The sequence below is a fragment of the Streptomyces viridosporus genome, from assembly GCF_002078235.1.
Classification (GTDB): domain Bacteria; phylum Actinomycetota; class Actinomycetes; order Streptomycetales; family Streptomycetaceae; genus Streptomyces; species Streptomyces viridosporus.
In genome coordinates this window covers 1-17,440 of record NZ_MSGP01000071.1, presented here as the reverse complement: position 1 = coordinate 17,440, position 17,440 = coordinate 1, and the positions used below count along the sequence as shown (strand labels likewise).

The 17,440-nt window shown below is 74.2% G+C and carries 11 protein-coding genes; 4 read left to right on the top strand and 7 right to left on the bottom strand.

Features of this window, described 5'->3' with window-relative positions:
* The 4 genes from B7L92_RS05180 to B7L92_RS05165 form a co-directional block, all read right to left on the bottom strand.
* Positions 1-811: ATP-binding protein (locus B7L92_RS05180; protein ID WP_081236297.1), on the bottom strand; the 811-nt coding region annotated here is incomplete at its 3' end.
* Positions 812-846: 35 nt separating this feature from the next.
* Positions 847-5,970, bottom strand: a complete 5,124-nt coding sequence (locus B7L92_RS05175; protein WP_081236296.1) for a hypothetical protein — start codon at positions 5,968-5,970, stop codon at positions 847-849.
* Positions 5,967-6,821, bottom strand: a complete 855-nt coding sequence (locus B7L92_RS05170; RefSeq protein WP_081236295.1) for a DUF4132 domain-containing protein — start codon at positions 6,819-6,821, stop codon at positions 5,967-5,969. The genes B7L92_RS05175 and B7L92_RS05170 overlap by 4 nt, the downstream gene beginning before the upstream one ends.
* 179 nt (positions 6,822-7,000) lie before the next feature.
* On the bottom strand, positions 7,001-7,504 hold the full coding sequence (locus B7L92_RS05165) for a hypothetical protein (RefSeq protein WP_081236294.1): 504 nt from the start codon (positions 7,502-7,504) through the stop codon (positions 7,001-7,003).
* Positions 7,505-8,065: 561 nt separating this feature from the next.
* Between B7L92_RS05165 and B7L92_RS05155 the strand changes: the two genes are divergently transcribed.
* The 4 genes from B7L92_RS05155 (at position 8,066) to B7L92_RS05140 (ending at position 11,954) form a co-directional block, all read left to right on the top strand.
* Positions 8,066-8,656, top strand: coding sequence for a hypothetical protein (locus B7L92_RS05155; protein WP_081236292.1), 591 nt, complete (start codon positions 8,066-8,068; stop codon positions 8,654-8,656).
* Between the two features lie 411 nt (positions 8,657-9,067).
* Positions 9,068-9,628 carry a chloramphenicol phosphotransferase CPT gene (gene cpt / locus B7L92_RS05150; protein WP_255310760.1) on the top strand — a complete coding sequence of 187 codons (561 nt, stop codon included), beginning with the start codon at positions 9,068-9,070 and terminating at the stop codon, positions 9,626-9,628.
* A gap of 75 nt (positions 9,629-9,703) precedes the next feature.
* A complete protein-coding gene (locus tag B7L92_RS05145) occupies positions 9,704-10,915 on the top strand; it encodes an MFS transporter (RefSeq protein ID WP_081236290.1) in 1,212 nt (403 codons plus the stop codon).
* Positions 10,916-11,393: 478 nt separating this feature from the next.
* Positions 11,394-11,954, top strand: coding sequence for a hemerythrin domain-containing protein (locus B7L92_RS05140; RefSeq protein WP_081236289.1), 561 nt, complete (start codon positions 11,394-11,396; stop codon positions 11,952-11,954).
* Between the two features lie 11 nt (positions 11,955-11,965).
* Here B7L92_RS05140 and B7L92_RS05135 read toward each other — a convergent pair whose 3' ends face one another.
* From B7L92_RS05135 to B7L92_RS05125, 3 genes are all read right to left on the bottom strand, one after another.
* The gene (locus B7L92_RS05135; protein WP_081236299.1) at positions 11,966-12,736 is read right to left on the bottom strand and encodes a class I SAM-dependent DNA methyltransferase; all 771 of its coding nucleotides are present in this window, start codon (positions 12,734-12,736) and stop codon (positions 11,966-11,968) included.
* 117 nt (positions 12,737-12,853) lie between these two features.
* Complete coding sequence (locus tag B7L92_RS05130) at positions 12,854-13,666, bottom strand: SAM-dependent methyltransferase (RefSeq protein WP_081236288.1); 813 nt, start codon at positions 13,664-13,666, stop codon at positions 12,854-12,856.
* 168 nt (positions 13,667-13,834) lie between these two features.
* Complete coding sequence (locus B7L92_RS05125) at positions 13,835-17,209, bottom strand: pyruvate carboxylase (protein WP_081236298.1); 3,375 nt, start codon at positions 17,207-17,209, stop codon at positions 13,835-13,837.
* Between the last annotated feature and the right edge of the window lie 231 nt (positions 17,210-17,440).

The following is a 17,440-nucleotide window of genomic DNA, read 5'->3' as shown; positions in this document are numbered from 1 at the left end:
ACCTCGACGCGGACGCCCGCGCCTGGCTGCGCACCAGCGCGGTCTCCGCGTCGAGGTCCCCGATGGGGCCGACCGTCTCGAAGTTGAAGCGGCGCTTGAGGGCCGCGGACATCTCGGAGACGCCCTTGTCGCGGAGGTTGGCGGTGGCGATGAGGTTGAAGCCGGGCGCCGCGTGCGCCAGGGCGTCCTCGGTGCCGGCCAGTTCGGGCACCGCGATCCGCCGCTCGGAGAGCAACGACACCAGCGAGTCCTGCACTTCGGGCAGGCAGCGGGTGACCTCCTCGACGCGGGCGACGGCGCCCCGGGACATGGCGGTCAGGACCGGGGACGGCACGAGCGCCTGCCGGGTGGGGCCCTGCGCCAGCAGCAGCGCGTAGTTCCAGCCGTACTTGAGCTGGTCCTCGGTGGTACCGGCCGTGCCCTGCACGACCAGGCCGCTGGTGCCGCACACGGCGGCGGCGAGCAGCTCCGACAGCATCGACTTGGCGGTGCCGGGCTCGCCGACGAGCAGCAGACCGCGCTCCCCGGCGAGGGTCACCACGCACCGCTCGACCAGCGCCCGGTCGCCGACGAACTTGTCCTCGATCACCAGGCGGCGCGGCACCCCCTCGGGTGCCTCGGCGCCGTCGGGCAGTTTCAGCGCGCGGCCGTCGCTGCCCATGACGAACGTGACGACCGCGCGCGGGGTGAGCCGCCAGGCGGGCGGGCGCGGTCCGTCGTCGTACGCGGCGAGGAAGGCCAGTTCGGCCGCGTACCGGTCCTCGGGCGGGACGATCTGGCGGGCCGGAGCGGGAGGGAGGGCGGTGGTCATCGGTGCGGTTTCTTCCGGGTGCGGGTGGACGGTGGTCATCGGCGGCGGCCCTTGCGGGTGGCGCGGGTGGTGAGTTCCTCGTAGGCCGGGGCGTCGCCGGCGCGGACGCGGTCCCACGCGCGCGTGAACAGTTCGGGCACCGGCATCGGCGGCACCGTGCGGGAGTGGCCGCGGATCGGGTAGAGGCCCCGCTTCCAGATCTCCACCGGCAGCGCGGGGGACTTCAGGTCGAGCCAGCCGCACGGCAGGAAGAGGGTGCGTCCGGCGCGTGTCCGCTTCGCCTCCACGACCAGGCCGGTGGCCGCCAGTTCGGTGCGGGCCTTCTTCGTCCGGGCGGGCTTCCAGCCCGTCCAGCGGGCGCAGTTGCGGTCCGTCGGGTCGGGCAGGGCCAGCAGTTGCAGGTAGAGCGCCGCCGCGTCCTCGCCCAGACCGTGGGCCTCGGCGACCTCGGCGACCAGACCGGGCACGCTGACGGAGGGGTCCTGGGCGTGCCCCGCGGGCCCCTCGGGATCGGTCCCGGCCGCGAGGGCGCGGGCGAGCCCGTCGTCCAGGATCGTCCGCAGCGCCCGCATGCCCTGGCCCGACCCGGGCCCGACGAGCCCCTCGACCAGTCCGAAGACGGGGTCGTCCGCCCCGGTGAGGGCGCCCGGGCGGACCAGGACGGTCTCCTGGTCGCCGTACCAGGGGCGCAGCACCAGTGCCTCGCCGACGTGTGTCAGACCGTGCGCGTCGGCACCGCCGGTGGCGGGCAGTCCGTACGTCTTGCGCAGTTCGGCGGCGGTCGAGGAGCCCTTCTCCGTCCACTCCAGGCCGAGGTCGAGCAGCAGCCCCGGGTCCGCGACGCGGCGGCGCAGCGCGGCCAGCCCTTCCGGCAGGGCGGCGCGCAGGGGGTGCCCGTACGGCAGGGAGTAGGCGAGCCCGGCCAGGGCGGTCACGGCATGCGCCAGGTCGTACCGTCCGGGCAGGGCCGCGGGGTCCTCCGGCACCAGGTCGCCGTTCTTGCCGGGCCGCTGCACCGTGGTGCGGCTGATCCAGGGGGTGCGGTGCGGGTTGAGCACCTCCTCGACGGGGCCGGCGGGCAGACCTGCGAGGGAGAGTTCCCCGGCGAGGTCCTCGGGCAGGCGGACGACCCCGGCGAGGCGCTCCGCCCACACCCGGCCGGCCGTGTCCGTGTCCGGTCCGGACGTCCACAGGTCACCGGGGTTCCCGGGCAGCAGCGCGCCGAGGAGCGCCGTCCGGTCGCCGGGCTCCAGCGAGTCCAGCAGCGCGTCGCCGAGCTGCTTCTGCCGCGGCTTCAGCCCGGTGGCGGCGATCACCTCGTCGGTGAGCTGCGGCGGATTCCCGGCGAGCAGCAGGGCCGCCTGCACGGGGCCCAGCCCGTTCCGTGTCGCGGCGGTCAGGGCGGCGGGTGCCTCCGGCTGCCAGGGCGCGGGGCCCTTGTCCCGGATCAGCCCGGTCACCGCGGTCAGCGCGTCGGCCGGGAACACCGGCGGGCGCGCGGTCTCCCTCTCCAGGGCGAAGTGCGCGACCGCGCCGAACACGCCGGCCGGGTCGTGGTCCAGGGCCAGCCAGTGCACCCGTTCCGCGTGGTGGTCGACGCTCTGGCAGCCGAGGACGACGACGGTGCGGCCTTCCCGGCGCAGCACCTGGCCCACGCGTTCCTGCTTGCCGCGCGGCTCGCTCAGCACGATCTCGCGCAGCGCGCCCCCGGGCGCGGCCAGCGGACCCTCCGCGATCGCCTCGAACAGCAGCAGCAGCGCCCGGCGGTGCACCTCCGTCAGGGCCGGTGAGGCGGCGCGGTAGGCGAGCGGGCGCAGCACGTCCAGCACGGACGGCCACACCACGCCGATGCCCGGAACGGTGAACTCGTCGCTGGACCACCCGTCGGCGGGCCCGGTGAGCCGGGAGGGGCCGGGCAGGGGCTTGCCGTCGGCGGGCTTCCCGGACAGGACGTGGTTCACGGCGCGGATCTGGCGCAGCGCGTTCCAGCGCTGCCCGCCGCCCCACCAGCCCTCCATCCGGGCGAGACCGGCGGTCGCCTCGCGCAGCGTCCGGTCGTCGCCGTCCTCGGGGCTGTAGTCGGCGAACATGCCCTCGGTGCGCCCGCGCTCCGCCCCGGGCCGCTCCGCCGGGGGCGTCACGAACGTGGCGACGGACTCCGCCAGGCGCAGCACCGCGCGGACCAGGGCGGTGACGCCGGTGAGCAGACGAGGCTCGGTGAGGGTGGGCAGGCAGCGGGAGACGGTCTTCCGCAGGACCTCGTCGGCGGTCGGGACGGCGGGCTTTCCGGTGCCGGCCCCCGAGGTGTTCGCGGTCCCCGCTCCCGAGGTGTTCCCGCTCCCGTCCGCCGTGTTCGCCCGGCCGGCCGCCGCCACCTTCGCCTGCCGCTCCGCCAGCGCCCGGGCCCCGGCGCGCAGCAGCCCGTCCGCCTGCTCGTCGGTCAGCGCCCGCAGGACCGCCGACGCCTTCTCGTCGCGCGGCCGCAGCGCGTGCCAGAAGTCGACCGGCGGGACGAGCCGTGTGCCGGCGGCGAACTCGCCGCCCCGCTCCAGCGGCGTCACCCGGCCCAGCTCCCGCACACCGGTGCTGTCGTCGCCCGCGCACAGGGCGACCTGGCGGTACTGGGCGACGACGACGGACTCGGCGCCGCCGGGCAGCCGCAGCACACCGACCGGAAGACCCGGGGTCCGGCCGTGTGCCGCCGGCAGGGTGACGGTCCGGCCGTCCGGCGTACCGACGGTGGTGCGGGCCTCGTCGCCCTCGCCCTCGGTGCGCACCCAGTGGCCGAGGACCGTGCCGTCCGTGCCGAACGGGCTGTGCTCCAGGCCGGGCTGGAGGGGCAGCACCGCGCAGTGCCGCTGGAGCAGGGTCGCGCCCTCGCGGATGCCGGACCGCAGGAACGCGGGCAGCGAGGCACGCCCGTGCGTACCGGTGGCCGGGTCGTACTCGAGCCACACCTGCTGCCGTCCCTGCCGTCCCTGGCGCCAGTACGAGGTGCCGTCCCCGAGGACGCGGCGGCCGGGCGGCAGGACCGTGTCGCCGGCGTGCAGGGCGCGCCCGCCGGTGGCGCGACCGCCGCCCGGCAGCGGGATCGAGGTCTCGCCCGCGTCGCTGCTGCCGTACCAGTGCGGGAGCTTCTCGCCGCCGAGCGGGAACACCTCGGACGGGCGGGCCGACCAGTAGCCGTACTGCTTGCCGTCGTGCCGCCACATCACCAGCAGCTCGCCGTCCGCGTAACGGAACGACGGACGCTGCCAGCGGTCCAGCTCCGCCGGCAGCCGCAGGTCGTGCTCCAGCAGGATGTCCTGCGGTCCCACGACGATCGCCCTGTGCCTGCGGGAGAGGATCAGCGCCGGCCAGGCCTCGTGGACGCCGAGCGTGTCGTCGCGGTCGCGCCGGGTCTCCGCGTCCAGCCGCCGCAGCGCCTCGTCGAGGGCGGGCCAGCCCAGTTCGTCCGGGATGCCGGCGCGCAGGGTGCGGCCCAGCAGCGGCGCGACGTCGAGTGCGGCGACCCGGGCGACGGCCTGCGGGCTGATCCGGGCGGCGATCGCACGGAACGGACGCAGCTGTTCCAGCGCCGTGCGGGCGCCGGGCAGCCCGGCCGCGCCGTGCAGTTCACCGGCGGTGTCGTCCAGCCACTCGCGCAGCACCTCGGCGAGCACGGGGTGCCCGGCCAGTCCCTCCAGCAGTCCGGCGCCGTGGCGGTGGTCGCTCAGGTTCCCGACGGACCGGTACAGCAGGCGCCGACAGCCCGGGTCCGCCGCGACGGCGGTCAGGTCTCGTCGGCCGGGCCGGGTCTCCTTCAGCCACTGATCGAGGGGGAGGAAGACGTCCTCGCCGGCCTCGGGCAGGGCCAGCGGCACCCTCTCCGCCGCGCACAGGTCCAGCAGGTCGAGGTCGGCCGCGGCGTGCCAGCGGCCCGTGAAGAGGTCCACGGGACGGCCTTGGGCGCGCAGGCGCGGAGCCATGCGCTCCACGAGCGCGAGGGTGGCCGGTGAACGGCCGCTGACCGAGGAGCCGTGCTTGCGGTGCAGTGCCCATCGGCCGAGCCAGTCCGCCGCGTCGATCCCGTCCGCGTCGACTCCGTCCGCCTCGGCCCCGTCCGCCCGGCCCGCCCCGGCCTCGCCCGTCAGCAGCCGGTCGGCGCCGGTTTCCGCGAGCAGCGCCAGCCAGAACTCGTCGTCCTCCGTCGAACGGCCCAGCCCGGCCGGCATGATCTCCAGCAGCCGGACCCGCACGGCGGGCTGCCGCTCGGCGAGGACGACGAGCGTCGCCCGGTAGGTGCTCCAGAAGGACGCGGGGGCCCGGACCGCCGCGGGCGACGCGAGCAGGTCCGCGACCAGGGCGCACTCCTCGGTGACCCGGTCCAGGCCCGCGGCCTTGATCAGGGTGCGGGCGTCCTGGGGCAGGGACGCGTACGGCGGCATGCCCGCCGCGCAGCGCTCCACGGTCAGCTGCCGGAACTGCGCCCAGGCCTCGGCCGGGGCGAGCCGCGCCGCGAGGGCCTTCACGTGCTCCTTGAGCGCCTTGACCGTCAGCGCGCCGGCGAAGGCGAACTCCAGGAACACGGCCCGCTGCCGCTCCTCGTCCACGCTCAGCGCGTGCACCCGCTCCGCCTCGCGGGCCTTGCCGAAGAAGGCCGCCGCGTACGTGGTGTTCCCGTGTTGGAGGAAGACGCGGGCGGCCTGCTCGTAGAAGGTGGGCAGGAAGTGCGGCACGGCCCGGCCGAGTCGCTCGCCGAGTTCCTCGAAGCCCTCCTTGGCGTTGCCGGGACGGGACTTGGCCTGCCGGGCGAGCCGCTCGATGTCCCTGACCAGCGCCAGCGCGTGGTGCCCGTTCGCCGGGTCGTTGACCAGCGCCCAGGCGGGGAAGCCGAGGGTCTCCCGGCGCACCTGCCCGACCTCGTGCGTCTCCGGCTCCCGGACCAGTCCGAGGAAGTCCAGGGCGAGGTCCTCCGCCTCGCCGAGCATGCCCGGCACCAGCCGGACGATCTCCCGCCCGTCCAGCGCGGGGTGCGTGTACGTGCGGACGGTGAGGACGTCGGCGTCCTCCCGGTCCGTGGTGCCCGGGGGCAGTACGGCACCGGCGTCGAGCAGTGCGGCGGAGGCCGCCTCGTCGTACGTGACGCCGTCGTACGTGATGCCGTCATGCGTCGTCATGCCGCACGCTCCTCGTCCTCGATGTCGCGTCCGGCGTACAGCGCGGCCGCCATGCGCATGCCCTCCGACCAGGCCACCGGCCCGACCTGGCCGAGCTTCAGCACCCGGCCCGCCGGGTCGGTGAAGAACAGGGGGCCGGTCTCCGTCTCCTCGTAGCCGTCGTAGTCGCCGACCCACACCCGGGCCTCGACGCCGCGGCCGTCCTCCAGTACGGAGCACACGGCGTGGCCTCCGCGCACGCGGTAACCCAGCTGGGTCGCGCGGCCGTGCAGGAACCTCAGTTCCTTGAAGACACCGCCCGCGTGGTCCTCGACGGAGGTGGCCTCGGCGTCGAGCGCCGCGGGCCGGTGCCACACTTCGCGGAAGAGCTGCTGGGCGCGCTGCTCGATGCCTATCTCGACGGCGAACTCACGCAGTTCCTCCAGTTCGTCGAGGAGCACCGGGTGCGGCAGGCGGACCAGGCCGGGGGTGAGGCGGACGGTGTCGCCGTCGAGGTCGACCAAGCCGAGGCCGCGCTCGGGGTCGGCGTCCCGCAGGAACCCGGCCACCACGCCGTCCGTCCCCGTGACCACCAGATCGCGGAGGGCGGCCTGCCAGGCCGGGTCCGGCCACACCCGCGCCAGGACCGCGAACGGCACCGGCAGCGAGCGCACCATCCACCGCTCCACGTCGGCCAGGCACTGCCGTTCGTGCCGCTCCAGCCACTCGGCGAGCTGACGCAGCCCCACCACCGCCGGGTCGTCGGCGATCCTGGACGGTACGGATTTCAGCCGCCGCCCGGCCGTGTTGCGGCACACCACCTTGCCGTCGTCGAGGGCGACTTCGTAGCCGCCTGCCGACACCCACCCCATGCGTGCCTCCCGCACCCGCAGTGATCAAGTGACGGGAACTGTAGGACAGGCCTCTGACAACGGGGTCCGGTGCGGCGCCGGGCGGTGCGGGCCACGTGAGCGGAACGGTCCCGGTGCCGCTCGCCCCCTCCCGGCACCGGGCACGGCGCCGAGCGCGCGGGGAGGTGCCGGAGGTCCGATCAGCCGGTGTCCGGCCCCCGCACGGCCTGCTCCCAGAGTTCCAGTCCCGCGCGGAGGAATGCGCGCACGGCCGCGGTCTCCCCGTCCGTCCAGGCTCCCTCTCCGGCGGCCGGTTCGAGAGCGTCGCCCCCGAAGATCTTTTCGTAGGCGCTGTCGTGGATCGGCCCTTGGGAGGGAAGACCCGGACCGGCCTTCAGGCTGTGGGAGAGGTCTTCGAAGAAGTTCCAGGAGTCCAGCAGCAGTCCTGCCGACACCGAGCCGAGCGCGGGGTGCTCGACCCACCGCCGTACGGCAACCAGATCGAGCGTGGCTTCGTCCTCCCGGACGAGCTCCCGGTCGTTGCGATCGCAGTACTCCTGCAGCGTCCCGAGGTCATGGAACGCGAGGATCCCTCCGAGGTCGTCGACGACGAGTTCATCGGGGGCATCGCCCTCTCCGGGCCGCCAGATCAGCGTCAGGTCCCCTCTCCCGGTCGCGATGCGGTACGGATAGTGGACGGCCATGCGGGGTCTCCCGTGGTCTCGTGGCGGCGCTCGCCGGCTGGGGGCCTCCTGCCGCCCGCAGCGGAGGGCCGCGCACGCCTGCGGCACCTCTCCGTCCGTGCCGGCCGGGGTGTGTCCGACGGATCATGCCGCAGGCGCGGGGAATCGCCGTCATGGCCCATGGCGGCGCCGCTGCCGAAGCCGTCACGGCAACCGTGCGCCGGCCTCCACGCCGGCGCTGGGGTCACTCCTCCCCGTCACTTTCGGTGACGTGTTCGCCGACGTGATCGGCGACGGCGGCGGACTTCGAACGCCGGGAAGTGGCGTTCCGCGACCGTGTCACACGGTGTGCCGCTCGGCTGCCACGGGGGCCACGGTCGTCGAACGCCGCGGTCGCACCCGTCGCGTCCGCCTCGTGGACCGGGCCCCGGACCATGCGCGGTCCGCCCGAATCATCTGTATTCCGCAGTGTGTTCCCGCCTATGATGCCCAAGGGGTCTGTATCCCGGCATTCGAGCCGAGCACCACCGCGGGTGAGCCGGTGGGGGGTGCAGCGCGAGGGGTCGAGGATGAAGGGAACACATGGTCTCGGGAACCCGCACGGCGCACAACATTGAGATCGCCGCTGAGAGCCTTCAGGAGGACCTCGCCCGCCTGGAGATCCAGAAGCAGGCACTGGAGAGGGAGTTGGCCGCGGTCGTGGCCCACCTCGGCTCCGTCCAGCGGGCCCTCAGCGCCCTCGAGGCACTGATGCCCGGCCCGGCCGGTACGGACACGGCGGACATGGCGTCTGCCGCGGGGCGGCGGCGGACGCCGGCTCCTGTGGCGCCGGGGGCGGGCGTGTCCCCCTCCACGCCCGCGGACGTCGCGCCGGTGACCGGGTCACAGGCGCGCCGGGCCGGACGCCGGCAGGGCACGGAGGAGCCTGCCGCCTCGAAGCCGTCCGCCGACGTCGGCGGGCAGAAGAAGTACGGCAAGCTCACCGAACAGATCCTGGAGTACTTCGCCTCGGTCGGCGATGCGGAGGTGCGTGCCCGCGACGTCGCCGCGGCCCTCGGCCGCGACACCGACAGCGGGGCCATCAACGCGGTCCGGAGTACACTCGACCGTCTCGTCGGCACGTCCCGTGTCCGCAGGACCGGCCGGGGTCTCTACCGCGCCAAGCGCCCCTGAGCCGCGCACGCGGGGCCGCTGACGGAGAACGCCACGTCAGAAACAGTGTGAGGGCAAGCATCACACCGTCTTGAGCCGTCCTCGCGCCGGGCGCACCGTCCGTGAAGCGTGAACGCCCCGCCCGGGCCCACGCCTCCCCCGTTCCCCGCCGAGGACCCGGCGTCGCCCCTCTCCCCCGGCACCCGCACGGTCGCCGTACGGCACGGATCAGCACCCGCACGGTCGCCGTACGGCACGCACCGGCACGCGTCGAGCAGCGCCACCGCGCGGCCGGCGCCGGCCCCCACGCGGCTCGACCAGCTCGACGACGGCACGACCGCCGTACCGCGCATGGTCATGCCCTCGGTGCCCGGGCCCCGTGCCCGCCGAAATTCGCTTCGTGCCGCGGGGAAAGCGCCCTACTGTGGCGCGGTGACGACTCAGATGATCATCCTCAACGGTGGTTCCAGCTCGGGGAAGTCCGGGATCGTGCGGTGCCTGCAGGACGTGTTGCCGGATCCGTGGCTGGCGTTCGGGTGCGACTCGTTCGTCGACGCCCTGCCGGCGAGGATGCAGGCGTCGGAGGGGGGCATCACGTTCGCCGCGGACGGCGGGGTGAGCGTCGGGGCGGACTTCCGGGCGCTGGAGGCGGCCTGGACGGAGGGCATCGTGACGATGGCCCGCGCAGGCGCCAGGATCATCGTCGACGACGTCTTCCTGGGTGGAGCGGCGTCCCAGCGGCGGTGGCGGAAGGCGCTGGACGGGCTGGCCGTGCTGTGGGTCGGCGTCAGGTGTGAGAGCGCGGTCGCCGCGGGCCGCGAGATCGCACGGGGAGACCGCGTCCGGGGGATGGCCGTGTCGCAGGCCGATGTGGTGCACCAGGGGGTGTTCTACGACGTGGAGGTGGACACGACCCACACCGAGTCCCTGCCGTGTGCGCAGGCCATCGCCGCCCGCGTCGGCCGATCGCCGGACCGTCCGACGCGTTCCTGACCCCCGCGTGAGGAGCCGTCCGCCTCCCGCCGAAGCAAGTGTACGTTCGTACGCTCCCGATATAGGCTCGCGCGCATGACTGTCGACGTACTACGCCGGCCTGCCCCGGCCGAACGGCAGGCCCGCGTGGCCGTCGCCGTGCTCTTCTTCACCAACGGGGCGCTGTTCGCCAACCTCCTGCCGCGCTATCCGCAGATCAAGGCGGACCTCGGCATCGGCAACGCCGCCTACGGTCTGGCCGTCGCGGCGTTCCCGACGGGTGCCATCGTGGCCGGTCTGGCGGCCGGGGTGCTCATCCGCCGGTTCGGGTCGGCGCGCGTGGCGGTGGCCGGCACCCTGCTGACCGGCGTCGGGGTCCTCGCCGCCGGTCTGGCCGGCTCGGTGCCGGCGTTCGCGGCGGCGCTGTTCCTGGCCGGGGCCATGGACGCGATCACCGATGTCGCACAGAACGCCCACGGCCTGCGGGTGCAGCGCCGGTACGGACGCTCCATCATCAACTCCTTCCACGCCATCTGGTCCATCGGAGCGGTCTCCGGAGGCTCCATGGCCGCCGCCGCGATCGCGCTCGACCTGTCGCGGGGGCAGCACCTGCTGATCTCGGCGGTGCTGTTCACGATCGTCGCCTGCGTCGCCCTGCGGTTCTGCCTCCCCGGGCCCGACACCGAGCCGGCCGGGGAGGAAACGGACGCCGCGGGCCGGGAGCCGCTGCGCCAGGAGCGCGTGACAGCGCCGCTGCGCACCGGGTACGTGCTGGCCGCACTCGTCCTCATCGCCACGGCCGGCACGCTCGTCGAGGACGCGGGCAACTCCTGGGCCGCGCTCTACCTCTCCGATTCGCTCCACGCGTCGGTGACGCTCGCGGCCACCGGTTACATCGCCCTGGTCGGTGCCCAGTTCGTCGGCCGCCTCCTCGGCGACCGGCTCGTCGACCGGTTCGGCCAGCGCGCCGTGGCCCGGGCCGGCGGGTTCGTCGTCGCGGCCGGCATGGGCCTGGCGCTGGCCGTGCCCACCGTGCCCGGGACGATCCTCGGTTTCGCCGCGGCCGGATTCGGCGTGGCGACCCTGGTACCCGCGGCCATGCACGAAGCCGATGAACTGCCCGGCCTCAAACCCGGATCGGGTCTGACGATCGTCTCCTGGCTCATGCGCCTGGGCTTCCTGCTCTCCCCGCCCGTCGTCGGGCTCGTCGCCGACGCCACCAGCCTCCGGCTGGGCCTGCTGGTGGTCCCGTTCGTCGGTGTGCTCGTCGTCCTGCTCGCCGGAGTGCTGCAGCCCAGGCGGCGCTGAGGCTTGCGTCGGGTCGGGACCGCACCCCCTGCGGCCTCGGGTACGGCCGCGGACCCCGTGACCCATCTGTCCGACCTCCCGGGACGACGCCCGCGCGGCACTCACGTCCTACCGGTCCGTCTTCGGCGGGAACGCGGTCGTGGTCACCACGAGGACGCCGGTGCCGTACCTGGGCGGTGGACGTCGTCGGTGACCACGACGCGTCCTGACCACCGCGGGGCCGGGTGGTGGGCGACCGCCGTCCGGGCGGCGTTCCGGCGACGGCGTCCGGGGCCGGCGCGCGGGCCCGACTCGAACGGGCCCTGCCGACGATGCACGCGGCGCGCGGCGCTGGTGTAGTGGTGCGCAGCGCCTCTGAGCAGCGACCGCCTGCCGCACGAGCGGAACGGGCGGGAGACGGCAGCGCGCCGGGCGCCCGGCATGCCCGGAGGATCCGTTGCAGCACAGCCGTCCAGGCCTGAAGGGAACGGGAGACGTGATGGGACACGGCGGAAACGTGATCGAGGAGCTGACCGCTGACCACCGCGAGGTCGACGCGCTCTTCGAGGAGATCCAGGCGCTCCCCACCGGCGACGACGGGCAGCGGGAGGTCGCCGACCGGCTCACCATCGCACTCGTGAGGCACACCGTCGCCGAGGAGGCGCACCTGTACCCGGCGGTGCGCCGGTACGTCGACGACGGCGACGACATGGCCGACAAGGAGCTCGCCGACCACGCCGAGATCGAGCGGACGCTCAAGGAGCTGGAGGGCTGCGCCCCGGGCGACGACCGGTTCGGCGCCCTCGTCACGCGGCTGAAGCAGTCGGTCACCGCGCACGTGCGGGACGAGGAGGACCGGCTTTTCCCCCTCCTGGCCGAGTCGTGCCCGGCCGGGCTCCTGGACGGCCTCGGGGACGAGGTCCGCTCGGCCAAGAGGACCGCCCCGACCCGTGCCCACCCGGCCGCTCCCGACACCCCTCCCGGGGACAGGACCCTGGCCCCCGGCGCGGGCATGGTCGACCGCGTGCGCGACCTGCTCACCGGCCGCGGCCGGGGCTGACGTCTCCGGCGTCAGGTCGTCCCTCGTCCACGCGTCGCCGCCGGGGCGGGCGGGACGCGGTAGACGGAGACGTGGGAGCGCGACTCGGCGGTGAACTCGGCCCCGTTCCAGTCCGCATGCCTGGTTTCCAGTTCGAATCCGGCCAGTTGGGCCATGAGGTCGAGCTCGGCCGGCCAGACGTAGCGGTGGGGGCTGCGGAACAGCCGGGCCCGTTCGGTCCCGTCGAACCGGAAGTGGTGCGACACGACGTGCTGACGCAGGACGTCGTAGGTGTCCAGGCCGATGTAGCCCGGCTCGGCATGCCAGACGGTGGCCGACTGGCCCGGTGGGAGCTTCCGCAGCTCGGGCACCCAGAGCTCGACCACGAACCGGCCGCCGGGCCCGAGGTGGCGGGCCGCGTTGCGGAAGCACTCGACCTGCTCGGCCTGGGTGAGCAGGTTGGAGATCGTGTTGTAGACGAGGTAGACCAGGGTGTACTCCCCCGGGACGACCGTGGTCGCCATGTCACCGATGATCACGGGGAGCGTCGTCTCGTCCGCCTTGGTGCGCAGCTGCTCCACCATCGGTGGTGACAGCTCGATACCGGTGACGGGGACTCCCCGGCCGGCGAGCGGGACGGCCACCCGGCCGGTGCCGACGGCGAACTCCAGCGCCGCCCCCTCCCCGGCGAGCCGGGCAAGGCGGTCCACGGTCGGTTCCAGGACCTCGGGCGCGAACATGCCGGTCCCGGGCGTGTCGTAGCGCCGGGCGGTGTCGGCGCCCCAGATCTGCTCCTGCTGCATGGTGTCCACCCTCGCTCCCGGGGCCAGGGGGTGTCCACCGAGAATCCGCCGGGTCCCGAGGGGGCGGCGCCGTGCGCGGGCGGCCGGCGAGCCCGGCCGCCCGCGCACGGCGGGGTGTCACGGCTTGCGGGCGAGGCCGCCGTGCTCGGCGACGGTTTCCGGGGTGGGGGAAGCGTCGTCCGGGCGCCAGAGGGGGACCGGGACCACGCCGGGTTCGACGAGGTCCAGGCCGTCGAAGAACCCCGTGATCTGCTCGACGGTGCGCAGGTGGTACGGGACGGCGCCGCTCTCGTTGTAGGCGTCCTGCGCCTGCTCGAAGACCGGGTCGATGCCCCGCGAGCCGTCGTTGACGACGAGATGGCTGCCGGACGGCAGGGCGTCCATCAGGCGGGTGACGACGGAGCGCGCCCGGTCGTAGTCGGCGATGTGGCCCAGGATGTTGCTGAGGATGAGGGCGGTGGGGCGCGTGAAGTCCAGGGTGGCGGCGGCCGCCGCCAGGATGCTGTCCGGGTCGAGCACGTCGGCGTCGACGTAGGCGGTCGCCCCTTCGGGGGTGGAGTAGAGCAGGGCGCGGGCGTGGGCGAGGACCATCGGGTCGTTGTCGACGTAGACGATCCGGGCGTCGGGGGCGAGGCGCTGGGCGACCTCGTGCGTGTTGTCGGCCGTGGGCAGGCCGGTCCCGATGTCCAGGAACTGCCGGATGCCCGCCTCGCCGACCAGGTGGGTGATGGTGCGGCGCAGGAAGGCCCGGCTGCTGCGGGCGATGGTGACGATGCCGGGGAAGACGGCGGTGTAGGCGTCACCCGCTTCCTCGTCGACGGGGTAGTTGTCCTTCCCGCCCAGCCAGTAGTTCCAGATCCGGGCCGAGTGCGGCACCGACGTGTCGATCTGCTGCTGCGTGGGTCCGGGCGTCGGTGCAGGGTCGGTCATGGGTACCGTCCGTCGTCGGTCGAGGCATGAGGGGGTCGACCACAACCTACGCCGTGACGGCCCGCCTTCGCAGGTCTGTTCATGGTCCGGTGGGGCCCCGCTTCCGGCGGGCGGTGCCGGCCGGAACGCGGACCGGGCACGCACCGACGTGCGTGCCCGGTCGGAGGTTCAGGCGAGTTCCACCAGGAGGTCGCCGCCCTCCACCTGCTGGATGCGGTTGATGGCCAGCCTGGCGACCGTGCCGGACTTCGGGGCGGTGATCGCGGCCTCCATCTTCATCGCCTCGATGGTGGCCACCGTGGCCCCGGCCTCCACCTCGTCGCCCTCGGCGACCGCGAGGGTCACCACACCGGCGAAGGGCGCCGCGACGTGCCCGGGGTCGGCCCGGTCGGCCTTCTCCGTGACGGGCACGTCGGAGGCCGCCGACCGGTCGCGGACCTGGATCGGCCGCAACTGGCCGTTCAGCGTGGACATCACGGTGCGCATGCCGCGCTCGTCGGCGTCGCCCACGGCCTGGAGCTCGATGAGCAGGCGCACACCGGGGTCGAGGTCGACGCTGTACTCCTTGCCGGGGCGCAGTCCGTAGAAGAAGTCCTTGCTGTCCAGGACGCTGGTGTCGCCGAAGGTCTGCCGGTGGGTCTCGAACTCGCGCGCCGGTGCGGGGAACAGCAGCCGGTTGAGGGTCGCCCTGCGGTCCTTCGCCAGCCCGGCGCGGTCGTCGGCGGTCAGCTCCTGCACGGGCTTGGGCTCGGCGCGGCCCCGCAGGGCCTTGCTCCGGAACGGCTCGGGCCAGCCGCCCGGCGGAGTGCCCAGCTCGCCGCGGAGGAAGCCGACGACGGAGTCGGGGACGTCGAACCGGCCGGGCTCCGCCTCGAAGTCCGCCGGGGAGACGCCCGCGCCCACCAGGTGCAGGGCCAGGTCGCCGACCACCTTCGAGGAGGGGGTGACCTTCACCAGGCGGCCGAGCATCCGGTCGGCGGCGGCGTACATCGCCTCGATCTCCTCGAAGCGGTCGCCCAGGCCCAGCGCGATCGCCTGGGTGCGCAGGTTGGAGAGCTGCCCGCCGGGGATCTCGTGGTGGTAGACGCGGCCGGTCGGTGAGGCCAGGCCCGCCTCGAAGGGGGCGTAGACCTTGCGGACGCTCTCCCAGTAGGGCTCCAGGTCGCCGACGGCCGTCAGGTCCAGGCCGGTGGGCCGCTGCGAGTGGTCGGTCGCGGCGACGATCGCCGACAGGGACGGCTGCGAGGTGGTGCCCGCCATGGAGGCCACCGCCCCGTCGACCGCGTCCGCCCCGGCCTGGACGGCGGCGAGGTAGGTGGCGAGCTGGCCGCCGGCGGTGTCGTGGGTGTGCAGGTGGACCGGGAGGTCGAACTCCCGGCGCAGGGCCGACACCAGCGTCGCCGCCGCCGGTGCCCGCAGCAGGCCGGCCATGTCCTTGACGGCCAGGACGTGGGCGCCCGCCTCGACGATCCGCTCGGCCAGGCGCAGGTAGTAGTCCAGGGTGTAGAGCCGCTCGGACGGGTCGGACAGGTCGGCGGTGTAGCACAGGGCCACCTCGGCGACGGCCGTTCCCGTCTCGCGCACGGCGTCGATGGCGGGGCGCATCTGGGAGACGTCGTTCAGCGCGTCGAAGATGCGGAAGACGTCGATGCCGGTGGCCGCCGCCTCCTGGACGAAGGCGTCGGTCACCTCCGTCGGGTACGGGGTGTAGCCCACGGTGTTGCGGCCGCGCAGCAGCATCTGCAGGCAGATGTTCGGCACGGCCTCCCGCAGGGCGGCCAGGCGCTCCCACGGGTCCTCGGCGAGGAAGCGCAGGGCGACGTCGTACGTGGCGCCGCCCCAGCACTCCAGGGAGAGCAGCCCGGGCAGGGTGCGGGCCACCACCGGGGCGACGGCGAGCAGGTCCTTGGTGCGCACCCGGGTGGCCAGCAGCGACTGGTGGGCGTCGCGGAACGTGGTGTCGGTGACGCCGAGGGTCGGGGAGTCGCGCAGCCAGCGGGCGAAGCCCTCGGGGCCGAGTTCGGCGAGGCGCTGCCGGGAGCCGGCCGGTGGTTCGCCGGCCGGCAGCGGCGGCAGCTTGGTCAGCGGGTCGACCAGGTCGGGCCGCTCGCCGTGCGGCTTGTTCACCGTGACGTCGGCGAGGTAGGTCAGCAGCTTCGTCCCGCGGTCGGCGGAGTGGTGTGCGGTGAGCAGCTGCGGGCGCTGCTCGATGAACGAGGTGGTGACCCGCCCGGCCTCGAAGTCCGGGTCCTCCAGGACGGCTTGCAGGAACGGGATGTTCGTGGCCACGCCGCGGATGCGGAACTCGGCCACCGCGCGCCGGGCGCGGCCCACCGCGGTGGCGAAGTCCCTTCCCCGGCAGGTCAGTTTGACCAGCATGGAGTCGAAGTGCGCGCTGATCTCGGTACCGGCGTGGGTGGTGCCGCCGTCCAGGCGGATGCCGGAGCCGCCGGGCGAGCGGTAGGCGCTGATCCGGCCGGTGTCCGGGCGGAAGCCGTTGGCCGGGTCCTCGGTGGTGATGCGGCACTGCAGGGCGGCGCCGCGCAGCGTGATGCCCTCCTGGGAGAGCCCGAGGTCGGCGAGCGTCTCTCCGGCGGCGATGCGCAGCTGCGCCTGCACCAGGTCGACGTCGGTGACCTCCTCGGTGACCGTGTGCTCGACCTGGATGCGCGGGTTCATCTCGATGAAGACGTGGTTGCCGTCGCGGTCGAGGAGGAACTCCACGGTACCGGCGTTGCGGTAGCCGATCCGACGGGCGAAGTTCACCGCGTCGGTGCAGATCCGCTCGCGCAGTTCCGGGTCGAGGTTCGGCGCGGGGGCGAGTTCGATGACCTTCTGGTGGCGCCGCTGCACCGAGCAGTCCCGCTCGAAGAGGTGGATGACGTCGCCGTGTCCGTCGGCGAGGATCTGCACCTCGATGTGGCGGGGTTCGACGACGGCCTTCTCCAGGAAGACGGTGGCGTCGCCGAACGCGGACGCCGCCTCGCGGGACGCCGCCTCGACGGCCTCCCTCAGCTGGGCGGGGTCCTCGACGCGGCGCATGCCGCGCCCGCCGCCGCCCGCGACCGCCTTGACGAACACGGGGAAGCCGATGCCGTCGGCCGCGCGCAGGAGTTCGTCCACGTCGGTGGAGGGCTCCGAGGAGGCCAGGACCGGCACACCCGCCTCGCGGGCGGCGGCCACGGCGCGCGCCTTGTTCCCGGTCAGTTCCAGGATGCCCGCGCCGGGCCCGACGAACGTGATGCCGGCCTCCTCGCAGGCCCGGGCCAGCTCGGGATTCTCGGACAGGAAGCCGTAGCCCGGGTAGACGGCGTCGGCTCCCGCGCGGCGCGCGGCGCGGACGATCTCGTCGACGGAGAGGTAGGCCCGCACCGGATGGCCCGGCTCACCGATCTCGTAGGCCTCGTCGGCCTTCAGACGGTGCAGCGAGTTGCGGTCCTCGTGCGGAAAGACGGCAACGGTTCGGGCGCCCAGTTCGTAGCCCGCGCGGAACGCCCGAATCGCGATCTCACCGCGGTTGGCGACCAGCACCTTGCGGAACATTCGTGATCCCTTCAGCCTGCCGGTGACGAAGACCATCGTGTCGGTGGCGGGTCGGGTGCGCCATGTGAACCGGGCCACTCCCGCCGTCCGGAGCGGCCGGGGGCGGGCCGGTGACCGGACGGGCGGGGCCCGACGGCCGGGGCCTCGGGTGCGGGCGGGCCGGCCGTCCCGCTCGACCAGGGCGTCGCGCTCCGGCGCACACGGATTCCGGGCTGGTCCTTATACACATCT